The sequence below is a fragment of the Kitasatospora sp. NPDC058218 genome, from assembly GCF_042882445.1.
Taxonomy (GTDB): Bacteria; Actinomycetota; Actinomycetes; order Streptomycetales; family Streptomycetaceae; genus Kitasatospora.
Genome location: NZ_JBHVWC010000040.1, coordinates 74,488 through 96,443, shown reverse-complemented (window position 1 = coordinate 96,443; position 21,956 = coordinate 74,488). Strand labels below are relative to the sequence as shown.

Annotated in this window: 19 protein-coding genes; 14 read left to right on the top strand and 5 right to left on the bottom strand. The window is 70.0% G+C overall.

Annotated elements, in window-relative coordinates:
* Nucleotides 1-507 precede the first annotated feature (507 nt).
* From rpsL to ACFVYI_RS24830, 8 genes are all read left to right on the top strand, one after another.
* Entirely contained in the window at nt 508-879 is a 372-nt protein-coding gene (gene rpsL, locus ACFVYI_RS24865) for a 30S ribosomal protein S12 (RefSeq protein WP_014144289.1), read from the top strand.
* 2 nt (nt 880-881) lie between these two features.
* Complete coding sequence (rpsG, locus tag ACFVYI_RS24860) at nt 882-1,352, top strand: 30S ribosomal protein S7 (protein WP_148644378.1); 471 nt, start codon at nt 882-884, stop codon at nt 1,350-1,352.
* A gap of 39 nt (nt 1,353-1,391) precedes the next feature.
* Nucleotides 1,392-3,497 (top strand): elongation factor G, encoded by a 2,106-nt coding sequence (gene fusA, locus ACFVYI_RS24855; protein WP_360630287.1) that lies wholly within the window; start codon nt 1,392-1,394, stop codon nt 3,495-3,497.
* Between the two features lie 234 nt (nt 3,498-3,731).
* Nucleotides 3,732-4,925 (top strand): elongation factor Tu, encoded by a 1,194-nt coding sequence (gene tuf, locus ACFVYI_RS24850; RefSeq protein ID WP_360630284.1) that lies wholly within the window; start codon nt 3,732-3,734, stop codon nt 4,923-4,925.
* A 211-nt stretch (nt 4,926-5,136) separates the two neighbouring features.
* A complete protein-coding gene (locus ACFVYI_RS24845) occupies nt 5,137-6,330 on the top strand; it encodes an acyltransferase family protein (RefSeq protein WP_387889231.1) in 1,194 nt (397 codons plus the stop codon).
* A gap of 205 nt (nt 6,331-6,535) precedes the next feature.
* Nucleotides 6,536-7,546: a glycosyltransferase gene (locus ACFVYI_RS24840; RefSeq protein ID WP_387889229.1), complete on the top strand. Its 1,011-nt coding sequence runs from the start codon at nt 6,536-6,538 to the stop codon at nt 7,544-7,546.
* A 93-nt stretch (nt 7,547-7,639) separates the two neighbouring features.
* Nucleotides 7,640-10,048 (top strand): hypothetical protein, encoded by a 2,409-nt coding sequence (locus ACFVYI_RS24835; RefSeq protein WP_387889226.1) that lies wholly within the window; start codon nt 7,640-7,642, stop codon nt 10,046-10,048.
* Nucleotides 10,049-10,077: 29 nt separating this feature from the next.
* Nucleotides 10,078-10,545 (top strand): GtrA family protein, encoded by a 468-nt coding sequence (locus ACFVYI_RS24830; protein WP_387889223.1) that lies wholly within the window; start codon nt 10,078-10,080, stop codon nt 10,543-10,545.
* On the opposite strand, the gene ACFVYI_RS24825 is transcribed toward ACFVYI_RS24830, so the two are convergent.
* The 5 genes from ACFVYI_RS24825 to rfbA form a co-directional block, all read right to left on the bottom strand.
* The gene (locus ACFVYI_RS24825) at nt 10,532-11,743 is read right to left on the bottom strand and encodes an acyltransferase family protein (protein WP_387889220.1); all 1,212 of its coding nucleotides are present in this window, start codon (nt 11,741-11,743) and stop codon (nt 10,532-10,534) included. The two genes, ACFVYI_RS24830 and ACFVYI_RS24825, sit on opposite strands and share 14 nt — an antisense overlap.
* A 114-nt stretch (nt 11,744-11,857) precedes the next feature.
* On the bottom strand, nt 11,858-12,814 hold the full coding sequence (locus ACFVYI_RS24820) for an NAD-dependent epimerase/dehydratase family protein (protein ID WP_387889219.1): 957 nt from the start codon (nt 12,812-12,814) through the stop codon (nt 11,858-11,860).
* 50 nt (nt 12,815-12,864) lie between these two features.
* The gene (locus tag ACFVYI_RS24815) at nt 12,865-13,767 is read right to left on the bottom strand and encodes a glycosyltransferase family 2 protein (RefSeq protein ID WP_387889217.1); all 903 of its coding nucleotides are present in this window, start codon (nt 13,765-13,767) and stop codon (nt 12,865-12,867) included.
* Between the two features lie 156 nt (nt 13,768-13,923).
* Complete coding sequence (rfbC, locus tag ACFVYI_RS24810; protein ID WP_387889214.1) at nt 13,924-14,523, bottom strand: dTDP-4-dehydrorhamnose 3,5-epimerase; 600 nt, start codon at nt 14,521-14,523, stop codon at nt 13,924-13,926.
* On the bottom strand, nt 14,520-15,395 hold the full coding sequence (rfbA, locus tag ACFVYI_RS24805; protein ID WP_387889212.1) for a glucose-1-phosphate thymidylyltransferase RfbA: 876 nt from the start codon (nt 15,393-15,395) through the stop codon (nt 14,520-14,522). Before rfbA ends, rfbC begins: the two co-directional genes overlap by 4 nt.
* Nucleotides 15,396-15,476: 81 nt before the next feature.
* Here rfbA and rfbB point away from each other — a divergent pair, with 81 nt between their 5' ends.
* From rfbB to rpsJ, 6 genes are all read left to right on the top strand, one after another.
* On the top strand, nt 15,477-16,451 hold the full coding sequence (rfbB, locus tag ACFVYI_RS24800) for a dTDP-glucose 4,6-dehydratase (RefSeq protein WP_360630256.1): 975 nt from the start codon (nt 15,477-15,479) through the stop codon (nt 16,449-16,451).
* The gene (locus ACFVYI_RS24795; protein WP_387889209.1) at nt 16,448-17,764 is read left to right on the top strand and encodes a hypothetical protein; all 1,317 of its coding nucleotides are present in this window, start codon (nt 16,448-16,450) and stop codon (nt 17,762-17,764) included. The genes rfbB and ACFVYI_RS24795 overlap by 4 nt, the downstream gene beginning before the upstream one ends.
* Nucleotides 17,765-17,874: 110 nt before the next feature.
* A complete protein-coding gene (locus tag ACFVYI_RS24790) occupies nt 17,875-18,276 on the top strand; it encodes a DUF2304 domain-containing protein (protein ID WP_387889206.1) in 402 nt (133 codons plus the stop codon).
* A complete protein-coding gene (locus tag ACFVYI_RS24785; protein WP_387889204.1) occupies nt 18,273-19,049 on the top strand; it encodes a glycosyltransferase family 2 protein in 777 nt (258 codons plus the stop codon). The genes ACFVYI_RS24790 and ACFVYI_RS24785 overlap by 4 nt, the downstream gene beginning before the upstream one ends.
* A gap of 282 nt (nt 19,050-19,331) precedes the next feature.
* Nucleotides 19,332-21,146, top strand: coding sequence for a phospholipid carrier-dependent glycosyltransferase (locus ACFVYI_RS24780; protein ID WP_387889201.1), 1,815 nt, complete (start codon nt 19,332-19,334; stop codon nt 21,144-21,146).
* A gap of 489 nt (nt 21,147-21,635) precedes the next feature.
* Complete coding sequence (rpsJ, locus tag ACFVYI_RS24775) at nt 21,636-21,944, top strand: 30S ribosomal protein S10 (RefSeq protein ID WP_012785157.1); 309 nt, start codon at nt 21,636-21,638, stop codon at nt 21,942-21,944.
* Nucleotides 21,945-21,956 lie beyond the last annotated feature (12 nt).

Here is a 21,956-nt window from a genome sequence, read left to right as displayed (position 1 = left end):
TTTGTTTATACTCCCCTGGGGGTTTTGTTGGCCTCCCGGGGGCGCGCTAACAACCCCGTTGTGTGGGGGGCCTTCACCCCGGGCCGCGGGCCGGGGCGCGCGCCCCCCGCGGGGGGGGCGCCCCCCGCCGGGGTGTGGTAGAGCGGCAGGAGAGCGGTTCGACACCGGGCGGCCGTGCGCGGGACACCGCGGCGACATCCGGCCGACGGCCGCGACCTGCGGCGTTGCATTTGTTTTGACCGAGCCCGATGCGCTAGGTACGCTCTGACCTTGTGCCTGGGGTGTCCCCGGGTCCTTGTGCGTGCATGCACACCGGCCGCCGCGCCGAGCCGGAGCACCTTTCAGTGCTCCGCGCGTTGAGCGCCGTCGCTGTACATCAGCTCATGGGATTCCGTGTCGGAATAAGCCCAACACACCCGACCGCGTGGGTCGACCACGGGGCCGTGTGCGATGGAGACACCGCAGGTTAGTTTCACCAAGCCTTGGCACACAGAAAACGGAGAAACGGTGCCTACGATCCAGCAGCTGGTCCGAAAGGGCCGGCAGGACAAGGTCGAGAAGAACAAGACTCCCGCGCTGAAGGGCTCGCCCCAGCGCCGCGGGGTCTGCACGCGTGTGTACACGACCACCCCGAAGAAGCCGAACTCGGCGCTTCGCAAGGTCGCCCGTGTGCGCCTCACCAGCGGGATCGAGGTCACCGCTTACATCCCGGGCGAGGGCCACAACCTGCAGGAGCACTCCATCGTGCTGGTGCGCGGTGGTCGTGTGAAGGACCTTCCTGGTGTCCGCTACAAGATCATCCGCGGTTCGCTTGACACCCAGGGTGTCAAGAACCGCAAGCAGGCTCGCAGCCGCTACGGCGCCAAGAAGGAGAAGTAAGAATGCCTCGTAAGGGCCCCGCCCCGAAGCGCCCGGTCATCATCGACCCGGTTTACGGCTCCCCGGTCGTCACCCAGCTGGTCAACAAGATCCTGCTGCACGGCAAGCGTTCCACCGCCGAGCGGATCGTCTACGGCGCCCTCGAGGGCGTCCGCGAGAAGACCGGCTCGGACCCCGTCGTGGCGCTGAAGCGCGCGCTGGAGAACGTCAAGCCGGCCCTCGAGGTCAAGTCCCGCCGTGTCGGTGGCGCGACCTACCAGGTTCCGGTCGAGGTCCGTCCGGGCCGCGCCAGCACCCTGGCGCTGCGCTGGATGGTCGGTTACTCCCGCGCCCGTCGCGAGAAGACCATGACCGAGCGCCTGATGAACGAGATCCTCGACGCCAGCAACGGCCTGGGCGCTTCCGTGAAGCGTCGTGAGGACACCCACAAGATGGCCGAGTCCAACAAGGCCTTCGCGCACTACCGCTGGTAGTCCCAACCCCGTCACTAGACAGAGAGAGAACGAGCCACCATGGCTGCAACCTCCCTTGACCTCGCCAGGGTCCGCAACATCGGGATCATGGCGCACATCGACGCGGGCAAGACCACCACCACCGAGCGGATCCTGTTCTACACCGGTGTCTCGTACAAGATCGGTGAGGTCCACGATGGCGCTGCCACCATGGACTGGATGGAGCAGGAGCAGGAGCGCGGCATCACGATCACGTCGGCCGCGACGACCTGTCACTGGACGCTCGACGGCGTTGACAACACGATCAACATCATCGACACCCCGGGTCACGTCGACTTCACCGTCGAGGTGGAGCGTTCGCTGCGCGTCCTCGACGGTGCCGTCACGGTGTTCGACGGTGTCGCCGGTGTCGAGCCCCAGTCCGAGACCGTGTGGCGGCAGGCTGACCGCTACGGCGTCCCGCGCATCTGCTTCATCAACAAGCTGGACCGCACGGGCGCGAACTTCTTCTTCTGCGTCGACACCATCGTGGAGCGCCTCGGCGCGACCCCGCTGGTGATGCAGCTCCCGATCGGTGCCGAGGCGGACTTCCAGGGCGTTGTCGACCTGGTCCGCATGAAGGCGCTGGTCTGGACGGCCGAGGCCGCCAAGGGCGAGATGTACGACATCGTCGACATCCCGGCCGACCTGGTGGAGCAGGCCGAGGAGTACCGCGAGAAGCTGCTGGACACCGTGTCGAACGTCAGCGACGAGGTGATGGAACTCGCCATGGAGGGCGAGGACGTCCCCGAGGCGCTGCTCATCGCCGCGATCCGCAAGGGCACGCTGAACTCGGACTTCACGCCGATCTTCTGTGGCACCGCCTTCAAGAACAAGGGCGTTCAGCCCCTGCTCGACGCGGTCGTCAACTACCTCCCGTCGCCGCTGGACATCGAGTCCATCGAGGGCACCAAGCCCGGCGACGACACGGTCAAGATCTCCCGCAAGGCGTCGGACGACGAGCCGCTCGCGGCTCTGGCGTTCAAGATCATGTCCGACCCGCACCTGGGCAAGCTCACCTTCGTCCGGATCTACTCCGGGCGCCTTGAGGCCGGCACCGCCGTCCTCAACGCGGTGAAGGGCCGCAAGGAGCGGATCGGCAAGATCTACCGCATGCACGCCAACAAGCGTGAGGAGATCGAGTCGGTGGGCGCCGGCGACATCGTCGCCGTCATGGGTCTCAAGCAGACCACCACCGGTGAGACCCTGAGCGACGAGAAGCACCCGGTCATCCTGGAGTCCATGGACTTCCCGGCCCCGGTCATCCGCGTCGCGATCGAGCCGAAGTCGAAGGGTGACCAGGAGCGTCTGGGCACCGCGATCCAGCGGCTGGCCGAGGAGGACCCGTCCTTCCAGGTCAACACCGACGAAGAGACCGGCCAGACCATCATCGCGGGTATGGGCGAGCTGCACCTCGAGGTGCTGGTCGACCGTATGAAGCGTGAGTTCAAGGTCGAGGCCAACGTCGGCAAGCCGCAGGTCGCGTACCGCGAGACGATCCGCAAGGCCGTCGAGCGCATCGACTTCACGCACAAGAAGCAGACCGGTGGCTCCGGCCAGTTCGCGAAGATCCAGATCGCGATCGAGCCGATCGAGTCCGGCGAGGGCTACGAGTTCGTCAACAAGGTCACCGGTGGCCGCGTGCCGAAGGAGTACATCCCTTCGGTCGACGCCGGTTGCCAGGAGGCCATGGAGTTCGGCGTGCTCGCCGGCTACCCGCTCCAGGGTGTCCGCGTGACGCTGCTCGACGGTGCCTCGCACGACGTCGACTCCTCCGAGCTCGCGTTCAAGATCGCCGGTTCGATGGCCTTCAAGGAGGGCGCTCGCAAGGCGTCCCCGGCGCTGCTCGAGCCGATGATGGCCGTCGAGGTCACCACGCCCGAGGACTACATGGGCGATGTGATCGGCGACATCAACTCTCGCCGTGGCCAGATCCGGTCCATGGACGAGCGTTACGGTGCCCGCGTCGTTTCGGCGCTGGTGCCCCTCTCCGAGATGTTCGGCTACGTCGGTGACCTGCGCAGCAAGACCTCTGGTCGCGCGAGCTACTCGATGCAGTTCGACTCGTACGCCGAGGTTCCGCGGAACGTGGCGGACGACATCATCGCCAAGGCCAAGGGCGAGTAAGGACCGGCGCGAGCCGAGTCCCTACCCGAGGCCGCAGGACATCCCGACATTCGGGACGATTGCGAACCCTTAGGCTATTAGGAGGCGACCCGGGAGAATCCAGCCGGATTCTCCCGGGGCCTCCGCCCCCACCCGCGGGACGGTGTGAGGCGCTCCCGGGCGCCCCGTACCCAACCCGATCAAAGACCAACTGACGTCAGCACGGCGTACAGAACTGTCCTCAGGAGGACTGCAGTGGCGAAGGCGAAGTTCGAGCGGACGAAGCCCCACGTCAACATCGGCACCATTGGTCACATCGACCACGGTAAGACGACCCTTACCGCGGCCATCACCAAGGTGCTGCACGACGCTCACCCGGACATCAACCCCTTCACGCCGTTCGACCAGATCGACAAGGCGCCGGAGGAGCGGCAGCGCGGTATCACCATCTCGATCGCGCACGTCGAGTACCAGACCGAGGCGCGTCACTACGCCCACGTCGACTGCCCGGGTCACGCGGACTACATCAAGAACATGATCACCGGTGCGGCCCAGATGGACGGTGCGATCCTCGTCGTCGCCGCCACCGACGGCCCGATGCCGCAGACCAAGGAGCACGTCCTCCTGGCCCGCCAGGTCGGCGTCCCCTACATCGTCGTCGCCCTGAACAAGGCCGACATGGTGGACGACGAGGAGATCCTGGAGCTCGTCGAGCTCGAGGTCCGTGAGCTCCTCTCCGAGTACGAGTTCCCGGGCGACGACCTGCCGGTCGTCCGCGTCTCCGCGCTGAAGGCGCTGGAGGGCGACAAGGAGTGGGGCGAGAAGCTCCTCGGCCTGATGGCCGCGGTCGACGAGGCCATCCCGACCCCGGCTCGCGCCGTGGACCAGCCGTTCCTGATGCCGATCGAGGACGTCTTCACGATCACCGGTCGTGGCACCGTCGTCACCGGTCGTATCGAGCGTGGCATCCTCAAGGTCAACGAGACTGTCGACATCATCGGCATCAAGGAGACCAAGACCACCACCACGGTCACCGGCATCGAGATGTTCCGCAAGCTGCTCGACGAGGGCCAGGCCGGTGAGAACGTCGGTCTGCTCCTCCGTGGCATCAAGCGCGAGGACGTCGAGCGCGGCCAGGTCATCATCAAGCCCGGTTCGGTCACCCCGCACACCGAGTTCGAGGCCCAGTCCTACATCCTGTCGAAGGACGAGGGTGGCCGTCACACCCCGTTCTTCAACAACTACCGCCCGCAGTTCTACTTCCGTACCACGGACGTGACCGGCGTCGTGACCCTCCCCGAGGGCACCGAGATGGTCATGCCGGGCGACAACACCGCCATGACGGTCGTGCTGATCCAGCCGATCGCCATGGAGGAGGGCCTGAAGTTCGCCATCCGTGAGGGTGGCCGCACCGTCGGCGCCGGCCAGGTCACCAAGATCCTCAAGTAATCGAGGCTCTTGACCTGCCTGTGTCACACAGGTGATGTTCGAAGGGCCCCGCACACCTCGGTGTGCGGGGCCCTTCGGCGTGTCGCACTTGGAGGGCGCGGGGGTCCTGTGTGTAGGGCGATCTCGCTGCGGATAGACTGAGCCACCCGCAGCCGTCGCCAGGGCGAGGCTGACCGAGGCTCTCCGCCCCACTCGCTGAAAGCGCTCCGGAATGACCTCTGCCCCCCTTCTCACGAAGCCCTCGCTTCTCCGTCGCCGCTCGGCCACGCGCGCGGAGCGGTCGCCCGACGGCCGCACCAAGCGTCCCCGGCTGTACGCGCTCGACGGGATGCGACTGTTCGCGGCCCTGAGCGTGCTCTCCTTCCACTGGACCGCCTACGTCGGCATCTCCGGGGTGTGGCAGGGCGTCACCCCGAAGGACGTACTGCCGCAGGTGAACCGGATGGCGGCCTACGGCTGGCTCGGGGTGGAGCTGTTCTTCGTCATCAGCGGCTTCGTGATCTGCATGAGCTGCTGGGGGAAGCGACCGGGGGAGTTCTTCGTCTCCCGGGTGGTCCGCCTGTACCCCGGCTACTGGGCCGGCATAGCGCTCACCAGCCTGGTGGTGCTGAACTTCAAGCAGTTCGCCCGCTCGGGGGCCGGTGACGGGCTCAACGCCAGCACCATCCTCGGCAACCTGACCATGCTTCAGACCCCGCTCGGGATGCGGCACGTCGACGGCGTGTACTGGACGCTCTGGGTGGAGATGCGGTTCTACCTGCTCTTCGCGATCGTGGTGGCGACCGGCCTCACCTACCGCAAGGTGGTGGCCTTCTGCGGGATCTGGACGATCCTCGCGGTGCTCGCCCCGCAGGCGGACCTCCCGCTGCTGACCACCCTCGCCATGCCGAACGAGTCGCCCTTCTTCATCGCCGGCGTCGGCATGTTCCTGATGTACCGCTTCGGTCAGAACCTGCTGCTCTGGGGGATCGTCGGATTCTCCTGGATCCTCGCGCTGACCCGCCTCGGTGCCATCCAGGAGGTCTACGTCAACGTCCTCGGCCACCCCCTTTCGTGGAACGTCATGGCCGGTGCGGTGACGGCGGCGTTCGCCCTGGTGCTGGGTGCCGCGCTGGGCCTGTTCGACTGGGTGCAGTGGAAGTGGCTGACGGTCGCCGGCGCGCTGACCTACCCGCTCTACCTGATCCACCAGGAGATCGGCTGGACGCTGATCCACTTCCTGCTCACCAAGGACTTCGGCGTCCGGGCGGCGCTGGGGACGACCCTGGCCGCGGTGATGGTGGCGGCCTGGCTGATCCACCGGTTGGTCGAGCGGCCGGTGTCGAAGATCATGAAGAACGCGTTGGACCGTTCGATGGCGACCCTGCGCCGGGTCTCGGACGAACCCGCCCCGGTGAAGCACTGACCATGCATGAGGGCCGCGTGGAATCAGCGGCCAAAGGATCATTCATGCAATCGCAAAATCCTGCTGCTAGCCTGGCCGCCGTCACGGCTCAGGCCCAGGCCGCGCACCCCTCCTTCGCATCCATCAGCTCGGTCGTCCGGGCCATCCGGCCGTTATCCGGCATCGATCGATCGTTCTCAAAGACATAAGGGACAGGCGACAACTGATGTACAACGCAGCAGTATCGGCAGAGCAGGCCGTCCCGCCGGCGCCGCTGTTGTCGGTCGTGATGCCGATCTACAACGAGCAGGAAGCCCTGCCGCTGACGGTCCAGCGCCTGCGCCCGATCCTGGACGAGCTGGGGATCCACTACGAGGTCGTCGGCATCGACGACGGCAGCACCGACGCCACCCCGGCGATCATGCAGAAGATCCACCAGGACTGGCCGGAGTTCCGGATCGTCCGCTTCGCGCGCAACTCCGGGCACCAGGCGGCGCTGACCGCCGGCATCCACCGCGCCTACGGCGACTACGTCGTCTCCATCGACGCGGACCTGCAGGACCCGCCGGAGAAGATCCCCGAGATGCTCGCGCTCGCCCGCGAGAAGAACCTCGACATCGTCTACGGCGTGCGCGGCGACCGCGGCACCGACACCTTCTTCAAGCGGCGGACCGCCGGCGCCTACTACTGGCTGATGCGCAAGCTCGTCGGCAAGAACATGCCGAACCAGGCCGGCGACTTCCGCCTGCTCAGCCGGGCCGCGGTGGACGCGCTCAAGGCGATGCCCGAGCACCAGCCGGTCTACCGCCTGCTGGTCCCGTGGCTCGGCTTCCCCAGCGGCGAGGTCGTCTACGTCCGCGAGGAGCGGGTCGCGGGCAGCACGCACTACCCGCTGTCCAAGATGGTCCGTCTCGCCATCGACAGCATCACCAACTTCTCCGCCAGCCCGCTGCGGCTCGCCACCTGGCTCGGCCTGCTGAGCTTCGTGCTCTGCTTCTGCCTGGGGATCTACACCACGGTCGAGTACGCGCTCGGCAAGACCGTGCCCGGCTGGTCCTCGCTGTTCATCGGCATGCTCTTCCTCGGCGCCGTCCAGCTCGTCTGCATCGGTCTGCTCGGCGAGTACGTCGGCCGGATCTACTCGGCGGCGCAGGCCCGGCCGGCCTACTTCGTCGGTTACGACTCGGCCGAGGACAACAGCGCGAAGACGGCGAAGGTCTCCGAGTACGCGGTGTGACCCCCCGGTCCGTCCCGCGGCGCCGGCCGCCGCGGGACGGACCACCCGCCGCCGACCGAGAGCCGACGCACAGCCCGCAGGAGAAGAAGAGCGATGGGCACTACCGACAGCACCGCGCCCGCCCTGGGTACGCCGACCGCGCCCGACGGGCGGCGGACCGGCAGTTCCGCGCCGGACGCCGACGGTGCCCCGCTCGGCCTCCGCGACCGGCTGACGGCGTTCCTGCCCGCGGTCGCGGCCTACCTCTTCCTGGCCGGCCTGCTGCTGGCGGCCGACACCTCGGTCAGTGACGTCGCCCGCTACACCTTCTACGTGCTGTGGGGCGTCATGCTCCCGGGCACGCTGGTCTTCCGGCTCCTGCGGCGCCGTCCGCACACACTGGTGGAGGACCTGGCCTTCGGCGCCGTGGTCGGCCTGGTGCTGGAACTGGTCGCCTGGGCCGTGCTGGTCGGCCTGGGCCTGCAGTCGGTGGCCACGGCCTGGCCGCTGGCGGTCGTGATCCCGTTCGCCGCCGTGCCGCGGCTGCGGCGGCACTGGCGGCCGCGCGGCTACCGCCGGACCTCGCCGGGCTGGTCCTGGTCGGTCGCCGGCACGGTCGCGTTCACCAGCGCCTACATGTACGGGGCGGTGCTCAGCCGGAACCCGATCGTGCCGGACAGCGAGACCACCCGGCAGTACATCGACCTGCCCTACCTGCTGTCGCTGGCCGGGAACGCCAAGCACAACTTCCCGCTGACCTTCCCGCAGGCCGCCGGCGAGCCGCTGCACTACCACTGGTTCACCTTCGTCCACATGGCGATGAGCGACCTGGTCGGGCACATCGACCTGTCCGTGGTCCAGATGCGGCTGATGGTCCCGGCGCTGGCCGCCCTGGCCATGGTGATCACCGCCGTGGTGGCGCACCGGCTGACCGGCCGGCCCTGGGCCGGCCCGGTCGCCGCCCTGCTGATCTTCGCGGTGGGCGAGTTCAACGCCGTCTACCCCAACAACGTCGGCCACTGGACCTTCGGGGCTCCGGCGGTGCCGCTGATGTCCTGGGCGAGCCTCTCGCTGACGTACAGCCAGCCGCTGCTGATGGCCCTGATCGGCGTGGTCGGCGACGCCCTGCGCGGGCGCGGCGGCGAGGAGCGCGGCGGGCAGGACGGAGCCGGCCGGATCCCGGCGTTCGGCCGGGGCGCGTTCGTGCTCACCGCGCTGTTCGCGGTGGCCTCCAGCGCGGCCAAGGCGAGCTCGCTGCCGGTGACGCTGGCCGCGCTGGCCTTCGCCGGTGCGATGGTGCTGATCGGGACGCGGCGCATCCCGTGGACCGTCGTCGGCCTCGGCGCGATCGTCGCGGGCGCCCAGGTCTTCGCCACCGCGGTGCTGTTCCGCTTCGAGAGCTACGGCCTCGAAGTGGTGCCCTTCGGCAACATCCAGAAGTACTGGGCCGATCCGCAGCAGACCCGGACGGCGGTGACCCAGAGCGTGGTCGTCGCCGCGACGCTGGTCGCGTTCCTGCTGAACCACCAGCTCCGGATGGTCGGCATGATCCCGCTCCTGTGGCGCCGCCGGCTCCGTCTGGAGCAGACCCAGTGGTTCCTGCTCGGCGGGGCCCTCGCCGGCCCGGCCGTCTACCTGGTGGTCAACGGCTTCAACGCCAGCTACTTCACCCTCGCCGGCCTCTCCTTCGGGGTGCTGCTCTCGGCCTGGGGCTACTGCGAGGTCTTCGAGCGTGCCGCGCTGCCGGCCCGGGGCAAGCTCGCGCTCGGCGTCGGCACGGTGGCCTTCGTCCTCCTGCTCACCTACGGCATCTACCAGTACGCGGGCGACTGGGCGACCTTCGCGCTCAAGGCGGTCGGCGACGCCGACGGCACCGCGTCCTACACCGCGCTGGTGCCGGCGCTGGCGGCGGCGGCGGCGCTGGCCGGGGTCGCGGCGGTCGGCGGTGTGCTCTGGTGGGCGGCCGGCCGGGCGCTGCCGGCCCTGCGCGGCCGGGGCGCCGTGGTCCTGCTCACCGCGGCGCTCGCGGCGGGCGCCCCCTCGCTGCTGCTCGACGTCCAGCAGTCCCGGCAGGTCCCGTGGGACGGCGCGTGGCCGCTGCCGGCCAGCCAGGTAGAGGCCGCCCGCTGGGTCCGCGCGCACAGCGAACCGGACGACGTCCTGGCCACCAACGGCCACTGCCGCTCGGAGAGCGACTACGCCGTCCCCGGGGAGAACTGCTGGAACTCCCTGTCCTTCTACCTGAGCGCCTACTCCGAGCGCTCGGTGCTGGTGGAGGGCTGGGCCTACTCGCCGCGGCTGATGTCGGAGAAGTCCGGCTCCTTCTGGGACCAGGAGCTGCTCAAGCTCAACGAGGACGCCGTCTACCGGCCGACGGCCGCTATCCTCGATCAGTTGCGCGAGCGGCACCACGTCCGTTACGTGGTGGTCAACCGCAAGGTGGCGCCGGAGTCCCCGGCCCTGAAGACCCTCGCCAAGCAGGTCTTCGACAACGGCCGGATGGCCGTGTACGAGATTTCCTGATCCGACGAACCGATCGCATGGGTGCTCACATGGTTTCCACCGACCAGCCGACCGAAGCGGCCGAGGTGCCGCCGGCCGGCCAGGGCCCGCGGCCCGCCGACACCGGGACGGCCAAGCGCCAGGTCCCCTCCTTCCTGGTGATCGGGGTCCTGAGCACCCTCTTCTACCTGCTCCTCTACGTGGTGGCCCGGCGATTCGTCGACCCCCAGGTGGCCAACCTCGTCGCGCTCGCGGTCAGCGCGGTCGCCAACACGGCGGCCAACCGCCGGTTCACCTTCGGCATCACCGGCAGTGAGGGCGCGCTGCGTCACCAGCTCCAGGGCGCGGTGGCCTTCGTGATCGGGCTCGGTCTGAGCGCCGGGGCGCTGGCGCTGCTCGACCTGGCCGCGCCGAACGCCTCGAAGACCGTCGAGGTGGCCGGGCTGGTCGCCGCGAACGGTCTGGCGACGGTGGTCCGGTTCCTGCTGATGAAGGTCTGGGTCTTCAAGGCGAAGTGACCTCGGGCGGCTGCGACGGCGGCTGCGGCTGCGACGCGGGCCGGGGCTCCCGCCCGGCGGCCCGGCGCAGCGGTCCCGGGGTCCAGGAGCGCAACCGCAGCGCGGGCGCCTCGACGAGGTGCCAGGAGAGCACCGCCGGCAGGGCGGTCGCGGCGAGGGCGCAGGCCAGGAAGCCGAGCGGGCCGAAGCGCGCGGCCCCGACCAGCGCCAGCGCCTGCTCGACCGGGAAGCCGTGGATGTACACGCCGTACGAGTAGTCGCCGCGGCTGCCGATCGCCCGGAGGCGGCGGGGGAGCCTGGCCGCGGCCCAGAACAACAGGTAGACCAGCGCGGGGACGCCGAGCAGCGCGAAGCCGCCCCAGCGGGCCGAGCCGGCCGCGGTGAGGGCGGCGGCCAGCGCCAGGGCGTCGTCGACCGGGATCCGCTCGGCGTGCAGCCGTAGCGCGCCTCCGAGCAGGAAGGCGAGGCCGAGACCGGCGGCGAGGTGGAAGGTGACCTGGCCCAGCGGCGGGAGCGCGATCCCGGGCCCGCCGGCCGGGGGCACCCCGGCCGGGAGGTCCGTCGCGCCGGTGGCGATCAGGAGCCAGAGCGCGAGCGCCGCCGAGGCGACGAACGGTCGTCGGTTCAGCAGCCCGAGGGCGGCCAGCAGCCCGGCCACCAGGTAGCAGAGCAGCTCGTACTTGAGCGACCAGAGGGCGCCGTTGAGGCTCCGGTCGAAGTTGGTTCCGCTGCGGACGCCCTCGGCGATCACGCCCGAGATGTCCCAGCCCGTGGTCGGGGCGGCGCTCCCGAGGCTGGTCAGATAGCTCAGCGGACCGTCCGAACGGGTCCAGAAGCCGTTCAGGTTGCCGTGCTGCCACCAGTAGAGGGCGGGCATCAAGGCGGCGGCAGAGAAGAGCAGTGAGCCGCAGAGGCCGGGCACGATGCGCAGGGCCCGGTGCCAGAGGTAGCGGCCGGCCGGCAGCCGCCGGGCGCTGTCGATGATCACGAACCCGGAGAGTGCGAAGAACCCGAGGACGGCGGCCTTGCCGAGGTCGGTCTGCCCGCCGCTCCAGGACCAGAGCGGATCGGGGCGCCCCCAGCCGATGGGGAAGACGTGCGAGGCGACGACGGTGGCGGCCAGCAGGAGCCGGAGCGCGCCGAGCCCGTTGGCCCGGCCGTGGGCGAGCTGCGCGAGCGTGCCGCGCGGGCGGAGCACTGCTGGTCGGCTGATGGCTCCCCCGGCTGGTTCGGCCGGGCGGCGTCCGCGACTGCTCACGGACGCCGCCACGTCATGGCATGCGCTGCTCGTACGGCGTGCGGTCGGGGCCCGCTACGCCTGGGGAGCGGCGATCTGGGCCTCCCAGAGCTCCCGGACGGCCTCGCGCAGGGTGCGCCGGGGCTCCCAGCCGAGCTGCTCGCGGGCGACGGTGATGTCGAGCTGCTGCCACTCGGTCTCCGGGCCGGTGCCGTCCGGCGCGGGGACCTCGGTGATCTCGGTGGGCACCCCGCTCTCCTCGATCAGCAGCTCGACCAGCAGCCGGGCCGAGGACGCGGCGCCGGTGCCGATGTTGACCACCGGCGGGACGTCCCGCCGGACGGCGGCGAGGAGCACGGCGTCCAGGGTGTCGGTGAGGTCGACGAAGTCGCGCTGGGCGGTGAGCGGCTGGAGCGAGAGCTGCGCGGTCTCGCCGGCCCGGCGGGCGGCGTCCAGCTTGGCGGCCATCACGCCGAGCAGGCTGTGGCCGGGCTGGCCGGCGCCGACCACGTTGCCGAGCCGCAGCGACACCGCGTCCAGCCGGCCCGCCTCGACGGCGCGGACCACGGCCTCGGTGGCGGCGAGCTTGAGCTTGCCGTACTCCATCACCGGGGCGGCCGGGTCGCTCTCGCGCTGGCTGGTGCCGACCGGCGCCATGCCGTACTCGTGCACGGTGCCGAGGTGGACCAGGCGGGCGGGGGAGGCCATCGCGGAGACGGCCTCGATCAGCCGGTCCACCAGGACCACGTTGGCCTGGTACATCTGCTCGTCGTTCAGGCCCCACATGCCGCCGGCCGCGTTGACGACCGTGTCGATCCGCTCGCGGTCGAGCAGTGCGGTGAGGTCGGCGGCGGCGTCGGAGGAGATGTCGAAGGCGACGAACCGGCCGGGCGCCGGCACCGCCGGGGCCTTGCGGGCGAGGCTGACGACCTCGGCGCCCTGCTCCAGCAGGCGGGCGCCGAGCACGCGGCCGATGAAGCCGGTGCCGCCGAGGACGGCGACCCGGGAGGGGGCCGGGTGCGGTGCGGTCATTGCGGTGACTCCCTGGGACGGTGATGGGCCTTGGGCGGTGACGGGCGGGGTCAGCGGGGGCGGGCGGCGGTGCTGGTGGCGTTGCGCAGCAGGGCCTTCGCCCCGTCCCACTGGCCGGCGCGCATCGCGCCCGGGACCAGGGTCAGGGCGTGGATCCGGGCCGACAGGTGCATCCGGGACGCCTTGGCGGCGCGCGGCCAGCCGTGCGCGTCCAGGCGGTCGGCGGCGTCCAGGAAGTACCGGCGGGCCTCGGTGAACCGGGTGCCGCTGAAGGCGGAGGAGGAGGAGATGCTGACGGCGTGCCGGCGGTACTGGAAGGCCCGGACGTCGTCGACGACCATGTGCTCGCCGGCCTGGAGCAGGTCGATGACGAGCGCGAGGTCCTGGATGATCTCCAGGTTGTCGCGGAAGCCGGTGGTCTTCACGGCCTCGGTGCGCCAGCAGATCGACGGGAAGTACAGCCAGTTGCCCTTGAGCAGGCTGACCGCGAGCTCCTCGCCGCCCCGCAGGGTGCGGCCCTGCTGCTTGGGCGCGTAGATCCGGCGCTTGGCCTCGTCGGCGAGCGAGCTGGAGGGCTTCCCGTCGCCGTCGATCACCTGGACGCCCGGCTGGATCATCGCGACGCCGGGGTACTGGGCCAGGATCGAGCGGATCGTGGCGACGTAGTTGGGCAGCATGATGTCGTCCGTGCCCATGAACATCATGTACTCGTACTCGGCCATGCCCAGGCACTTGCGGTAGTTGCCGGTGACGCCGAGGTTCTGCTCGTTGCGGAAGTACCGCACCCGCGGGTCGTCGAGCTCGGCGAACCACTCCGGGACGCCGGGCTCCCGGCCGTCGTCGACGACGGTCAGCCGCCAGTCGGGATCGCTCTGCGCCAGCACGCTGCGGACCGCGGCCTGCATCAGCGCGACGTTGCCGTAGTACGGAAGCAGGATTTCCAGAGTGGTCATGGTGGAGGGCACATCCGCTGGTCTGAGTCGGGGCCGGGAGCGGGGCGAAGACCCCGCGGCGGGCCCATCATACTGAGCCCGCCGACGGCTCCCGCCGGGGCGGACGACGATGCCCGGGCCCGCGCCGGAGGGCGGCGGGCCCGGGCATCGGGCGGTTCAGCGGGTGCGCAGGCTCTCGGTGAAGGCCAGGCACTTCTCGTAGTCCGGCAGCAGGCCGGTGGCGAGCGCCTCGGCCAGCGACGGCGCGGCGTCGTCACGGGCGGACAGCTGCGGGGCGTCGGTGGGCCACTCGATCCCGAGGTCCGGGTCGAGCGGGTGCACCGCGTGCTCACCGGTCGGGTTGTAGGTCTCGGAGCAGACGTACGACAGCGTGGCGTCGTCGGTCAGCGCGCAGAAACCGTGGCCGATCCCCTCGGGGATGTAGACCGACCGGCGGTCGGCGTCGTCCAGCCGGACGAACTCCCAGCGGCCGAAGGCGGGGGAGCCGACCCGCAGGTCCACGATCACGTCGAGCACGGCGCCGCGCACGCAGCTGACGTACTTGGCCTGGCCGGGCGGGACGTCGGCGAAGTGGATGCCGCGCACGACGTCCTTGGCGGACACCGACAGGTTGCCCTGGGCGAACTTCAGCGGGTGGCCGACCACCTCTTCGAGCCGGTCGAAGCGGTACCACTCCATGAACAGGCCGCGCGGGTCGCCGTGCTGCTGCGGGGTGACCTCGAAGGCGCCGGGGATCGAGAGTTCGCGGAACCTCACTTGGCCGCCTCCTCTTCGAGCAGCGCGATCAGGTAGTCGCCGTAGCCGCTCTTGCACAGCGGCTCGGCCAGCTCGCGCAGCTGAGCGTCGTCGATCAGGCCGGCCCGCCAGGCGGCCTCCTCGATGCAGCCGATCTTGAAGCCCTGGCGCTCCTCGATGACCCGGACGAACTCGGAGGCCTGCACCATCGAGACGAACGTGCCGGTGTCGAGCCAGGCGGTACCGCGGTCGAGGATGGTGACGTGCAGCTCGCCGGTCTTGAGGTACTCCTCGTTGACCGCGGTGATCTCCAGCTCGCCGCGCGCGCTCGGGCGCAGGCCGGCCGCGATCTTGACCACGCGGTTGTCGTAGAAGTACAGGCCGGGCACCGCGTAGCGGGACTTCGGCTGGGTGGGCTTCTCCTCGATGGAGATGACCTGGCCGTTGTCGTCGAACTCCACCACGCCGTACGCGGTCGGGTCGGCGACCGGGTAGGCGAAGACCATGCCGCCCTGCGGCGCGGTGCGCTGCGCGAGCCGGGTGCCCAGGCCGCTGCCGTGGAAGATGTTGTCGCCGAGGATCAGCGCGACGGGCTCGTCACCGATGAAGTCGGCACCGAGCACGAAGGCCTGGGCGATGCCCTCCGGCTTCTCCTGGACGGCGTACTCCAGCTTGAGGCCGAACTGGGAGCCGTCGCCGAGCAGACGCTGGAACTGCTCCTGGTCCTGGGGGGTGGTAATGATCAGGATCTCGCTGATACCGGCCATGACCAGGGTCGACAGCGGGTAGTAGATCATCGGCTTGTCGAAGACGGGGAGGAGCTGCTTCGAGACTGCTCGGGTCAGCGGCCACAGTCGTGACCCGGTGCCGCCCGCCAAGAGGATTCCACGCATGCGCGCAGCTTATGTGAGGTTCGGAGCCTGCTGCTGACCCGGGGCGATGGCCCCGGGGCACACCGGTAGACTGCCCGCACTATGCGCATCCTCGTTACCGGCGGCGCCGGCTTCATCGGTTCAGAGTTCGTCCGGCAGCTGCTCGGCGCCGACGCAACGGATCAGATCACCGTCTTCGACAAGCTCACCTACTCGGGCGTCGAGGCCAACCTGGCGCCCGTCGCCGGTCACAGCGGCTACTCCTTCGTGCGCGGCGACATCTGTGACGCGGACGCCGTCGACCAGGTCATGCCCGGCCACGACGTGGTCGTCCACTTCGCGGCCGAGTCGCACGTGGACCGCTCCATCGAGGGCGCCGGCCCGTTCGTGGTGACCAACGTCCTGGGCACCCAGGTGCTGCTGGACTCGGCCAAGAAGCACGGCGTCGCCCGCTTCGTCCACGTCTCCACCGACGAGGTCTACGGCTCCATCTCCGAGGGCTCGTGGACCGAGGAGTGGCCGCTGGCGCCCAACTCCCCGTACTCGGCCTCCAAGGCCGGCTCCGACCTGCTGGCGCTCGCCTACCACCGCACCCACGGCATGGACGTGGTGGTCACCCGCTGCTCCAACAACTACGGGCACTACCAGTTCCCGGAGAAGGTCATCCCGCTGTTCACCACCAACCTGCTGGACGGCAGGAAGGTGCCGCTGTACGGCACCGGCGGCAACATCCGCGACTGGCTGCACGTCTCGGACCACTGCCGCGGCATCGAGCTGGCCATGCGCAAGGGTCGCGCCGGCGAGGTCTACAACATCGGCGGCGGCACCGAGATCACCAACAAGGAGCTCACCGAGCTGCTGCTCCAGGCGGCCGGCGCCGACTGGTCGATGGTCGAGCCGGTCGCCGACCGCAAGGGCCACGACCTGCGCTACTCGCTGGACATCACCAAGATCAGCGAGGAGCTCGGCTACTCCCCGCAGGTCCGCTTCGAGGACGGCCTCGCCGCCACCATCGCCTGGTACCGCGAGAACCGCGCCTGGTGGGAGCCGCTGAAGGCCAAGGCCGCACTGCGATGACGAACCCGGTGGCCAAGCTGCTGGGGGCGCTGCCCCCGGGCGTGCGGCTCGTCGCGGGGGGCACCGTGGTCCTCGGTGTCTCCTCGTACATCTTCCTGGCACTGGCCGGGCACAGCTTGGACACCACCCAGGTCGCCGGCGTCTCGATGCTCTGGACCGTGGTCATGTCCGTCGGGTACGGCCTGTTCTCCCCGGTCGAGCTGGAGCTGACCCGCCTGGTGGCCGCCCGCGACGTGGCCGGCCACGGCCCCGGGCCGGCGATCCGGCGCGTGCTGCTGGTCACCGTCGGGGTGCTGGTGGCGGTGCTGGCCGTGATCGCGGCCGCCGCCCGGCCGATCGCGGACCGCTTCTTCGACGGCGACCTCGGCCTGGTGGCCGGCCTGGGCGGCGCCCTGGTCGGCCTGGCCGTGAGCTCGGTGGCCCGCGGCGCGCTGGCCGGCCTGGGCAACTTCGGCGCGTACGGCATGCAGCTCGCCGTCGACGGCGGGCTGCGGATCGGGCTCGCCGCGCTGATCCCGCTGTTCGGCGCGCACTCGGCGTTCGCCTTCGCGCTGATCCTGGTGGTGGCGCCGCTCGCCGCCTCGGCGATCGGGATGCGCTCCGTCCTCGCGGACCGGCGCGGCGGGCCGGCGCCGGTCTGGCGCGACGTCGTCACCGGGCTCGGCCTGCTGACCGGTTCGACGCTGCTGGCGCAGCTGATGGTCAACGCGGCGGTGGTCAGCGTCGGCCTGCTCTCGCCGTCCTCCAAGGCGCTGATCGCCGCCCTGCTGAACGCGGTGGTGCTGGCCCGGGTGCCGCTCTTCGCCTACGCGGCGATCCAGGCCTCGCTGGTCTCCTCGCTCTCCGGCGCCGCGGCGGCCGGCAACCACGCGGAGTTCCGCAAGGTCCTGCTGCGCACCGGCGGCATCGTGGTGCTGATGTGCACCGCCGCCGGGCTGCCGACGGTGTTCCTCGGCCCCTGGGCGATCCGGCTCTTCTTCAAGGCGCAGGACGTGCTGGGACCGGTGGACTTCCTCTGGCTGTCCCTCGGCACCCTCTGCTACATGCTGGCGACCGTCTTCGGTCAGGCCCTGCTCTCGCTCGGGCGCCACCAGCGGCAGTTGCTCTCCTGGCTGGTGGGCTCCGCGGTGCTGGTGGCCGTCACCCTGGTGCCCGGGAACATCGCGACGAGGGTCGAACTCGCCTACCTGGCTGGTGCGGCGGTCAGCGCTGCTGCCATGCTATGGGCGCTGGCCCGCTCGCTGTCCGCCCCGGCCCGGCCCGTGGCGGAACACCGGGCGCCGATGGCGGCGCATCAGTCGTCGGAGGTATGACGCCCGTTCGTCGGGCCCGGCACAGCCGGCGGCGGCGGTACGTTCACGTCACGCCTTTAATATGTGATTACCCTTGGCCACGCCACTGCCGCTGAAAGGCGCCTCCAGTCGTGCATCTCACCGTCATCACTTCGATCACCGGCGTGCTGGTGCTCGTCTACATCCTGGAGTTGTTGCGCCGACAGCAACTCCGGGAGAAGTACGCGGCTATCTGGCTCGCGATCGGCGTCGTCGTGGCGCCGCTCGGGTTCTTCCCGACGATCCTCGACTCGACCGCCCGCCGGCTCGGCATCGCCTCCGGCGTCAGCCTCGTGCTGTTCGCGGGCTTCGTCCTGGTCCTGATGGTCTCGCTGCACCTGAGCTGGGAGGCCTCCCGGCTGGAGGCGGAGACCCGGACCCTGGCCGAGGACGTGGCCATGATGCGGGCCCACCTGGCCGAGCACCACGGCTACCCGATCGCACGCAGCAGCAACGACGCCGCCAAGGCGACGGACCCCGGGGTGACGGCATGATCGACGGCAAGCGGGTACTGATCATCCTCCCGGCCTGGAACGAGGCCGAGGGTCTGCCCAAGATCCTCCACGAGATCCAGCAGAAGCTCCCCGGCGTCGACACCCTGGTGGTCGACGACGGCTCGGTGGACAACACCGCGGCCGTGGCCGCCGCGGCCGGCTCCCGGGTCGCGCAGCTGCCGTACAACCTCGGCGTCGGCGGCGCCATGCGGTTCGGCTACCGCTACGCGCACCTGCACGACTACGACGTGGCCATCCAGTGCGACGCCGACGGTCAGCACGACCCCGCGTACGTACCGGCCCTGCTGGAGAAGCTCCAGGAGGCGGACCTGGTCATCGGCGCCCGGTTCGCCGGCCAGGGCAGCTACAAGGTGCGCGGGCCGCGCAGCTGGGCGATGAAGCTGCTGTCCGTGGTGCTGTCGCGGGTCACCCGTACCCGCCTCACCGACACCACCTCGGGCTTCAAGGCCTGCAACAAGCCGATGATCGAGTTCTTCTCGCAGTGGTACCCGGTGGAGTACCTGGGCGACACCATCGAGAGCATGGTCGGCGCCGCCCGCTGCGGCTTCGTCATCCGGCAGGTCCCGGTGGCGATGCGCGAGCGGACCACCGGCACGCCCAGCGCCTCGCCGATCAAGGCGACGATCTACCTGGCCCGCGCCGGCCTGGTGCTGCTGCTGGCGATGATCCGCCGGATGCCCAAGCACCTGAAGACCATCGAGCCCGCCAGCCGCACGGCGGCGAGCCGGCGCGAGCTGGTCGGCAAGGCCTAGTCCGCACAGAGTTCGGCACGCCTCCGGCGGTTGACCCCACGGGGCCGACCGCCGGAGTCCGTCGGGGCGCGTTCGGCGCCTGCCGCTAGGCTGAGCGCTGCGCGGACCGTGCTGTGGGAGCCGGACCCACCGCGGCGGTGACGGCCCGGTCCCGGCCGCGGAGCAGGGCGCCCGAGTGCGGGCCCTTCGCGAGTTGTTAGCGTGACCTCCACAATCGAACGGGCCGGGCGGCCTGCCGGATCCACCTCAGAGCCGGGCTACCAGGGGAAGAGTCGGAGTTCAGTGCAGACTTCAGCAGAGACCGTCGACGATCAGCTGGACGGTGTCCAGGGGACCGGACAAGCCACCGCCTCGCGGTCGGCGGGTCCGGCCGCCAGGGCGGTTCAGCGGTTCGAGGAGGCCCGTGGGCGGCGCTGGTTCTGGCCCGCCGTCCTGGTGGCCGGGTACGCGGCGGAGGTCGTCTTCCGGCTGGTGCTCGTCCGGCACCTGAGTTACCCGTCGGTGCACGCGGACGAGGACGGCTACCTGGCGCTGGCCCGGGTGCTGGCCGGGCGGCCGACCACCGAGATGCCGGTCGGTGTGGTGATCCCGGGCGGCTACCCGCTGCTGATCTCGCCGGCCTTCCGGATCGCCGACGGCCCGGCCATGGCCTACCACCTGATCATGGGGATCAACGCGCTGCTGAACGCGCTGGTCTTCCCGCTGGCCTACCTGGCGCTGCGCCGGCTGGGCCTGCGCCGGCTGCTGGCGTACGTCTTCGCCGGGGCCACCGCGCTGCTGCCGCCGGTGATCTTCTACTCCGAGTACGTCATGTCGGACACCGTCCTGCCGGTGCTGATCCTGGCCTGGCTGCTCTGCATGCACGGCTGGCTCAGCGACGGCCCGGTCAAGCACCGCTACTGGTACGCGGCCGGCACCGGCGCGGCAGCCGCCTACTCGATGGCCACCCACGACCGCGGCGGCGTCGTGGTCGCCCTCACCGCCGTGGTCTTCGTCGGCGTCCTGGTGCTGCGCTGGGCGCCGTGGCGGACCACCGTGGCGGGCCTCGGCGCGCTGGGTGTCGGCGTGGTCTTCGCCAAGGCGCTGTCCTGGTGGCTCGACCGCCAGTTCGACGTGGAGCCGAGCAAGGTCGGCAGCTACCTGATCGACGGCCTGAAGAACCCCGACATCCTGCAGCGCACGCTGACCAGGACCGTCGGCCAGGTCTGGTACTTCATCGTCTCCACCTGGGGCATCGGCGGCCTGGCGGTCGTCACCTGCCTGTTCGCGCTCTTCAGCAGCCGCTTCCCGCGCCCGCACCGGATCGTCGGCGGCGTGATGGTGGCCCTGCTCTTCGGCACCGCGCTGGCCTCTGCCGCCGCCCTGCCGGACGACGCGCGGATCGACAACTGGGTCTACGCCCGCTACCTGTCGTACCTCGTCCCGGTGGCCTTCGTGGCCGGCGTCGCGGTTCTGGCCCGGTTCAACCGCCGCAACCTCGGCCTGGCCGTGGCCGGCTCGATCGGGCTGACCCTGGTCCTCGCCCAGCTGGTGATCTGGTCCGCGGGCTCGAAGCTGTACAAGCAGGTCTTCATCGGCTGGGGCATGCCGGACGTCCTGTTCCTGGCCAGCGACTGGGGCAGGCTGAACATGATGCGGTCGACCGCCGCGGCGTTCATCATCCTCGGCGCGATCGTGATGATCCTGCTCGCGGGCGGGCGCCGGGTGCTGTGGGCGATCGGTGTCTCGCTCCTGCTGTTCGCCGGGTTCGCCACGACCACCATCACCGAGCAGATCACCGACCCGTACACGGCCTGGCGCAAGACCTACGCGACCGATTTCACCAAGGCCGCCGGTCTCAAGGTCAAGGACAACGTGGTGCTCGCCTGGGACCTGGACGGCAGCACCCGGATGGCCCAGGCCTTCGAGGTCTACCAGGGCCGGGTCTGGTACCGGGACCCGCGCTGGCAGCCCGTCCCCGCCGGGGCGACCGCGATCGTCACCCCGCTCGCGGAGGAGGGCAAGGCGCCCGAGTCCTACTGGAAGGACCACCCCGCGGAGTGGTACGTCGAGCGGACCAACCAGCAGCAGGGCTGGATGGTCTGGCGCAAGCACTGAGTGACCGGACCACCCCGATCGGGGCCGGCGGGGGAGACCCCGCCGGCCCCGATTGGCTTTGTCGCTGCTCCATGTGGCAGTATGTCCAAGTTGCTCGGTTGAGTGCCGATGCTACGCGCCTCCCGCCGGGAGGACTGGAAGCGAGTCCCATGTACTCGTCGTTCCCGTGATGGCCGTTCATGTGTTCACGTGAAGTATGTGAATGCAGTGGTGTGAAGTCGACACCGCGGCAGCTGCGGGGCGGACGTACGGGAATCTTCCGGGAAGCGTGGGCGGGGCCTCGATCCGGCGCCTGGTGGGTGCAAGACCTCACCGATCCAGTGGGAAATCCGCAGGGGGAGACTCTTGTCGGATTTTTTGCAGGCGGACGTGCGACACGCCCGACCGCGTGGGTCGGAGGTAACCACCCAGGGGCGCCGCCGGACACAGTCCACCCGGACGAATCCGGTCGCAGAAGCAGCAGACGACACAAAGGACTACTGAGTAGCCATGGCGGGACAGAAGATCCGCATCCGGCTCAAGGCCTACGACCACGAGGTGATTGACTCCTCGGCGAAGAAGATCGTCGAGACCGTCATTCGCACTGGTGCGCAGGTCGCGGGCCCGGTGCCGCTGCCCACTGAGAAGAACGTGTACTGCGTCATCCGCTCGCCGCACAAGTACAAGGACTCGCGCGAGCACTTCGAGATGCGCACTCACAAGCGTCTGATCGACATCCTCGACCCCACGCCGAAGACGGTTGACTCGCTGATGCGTCTCGACCTGCCGGCTGGTGTCGACATCGAGATCAAGCTCTGAGAGGCACACCGA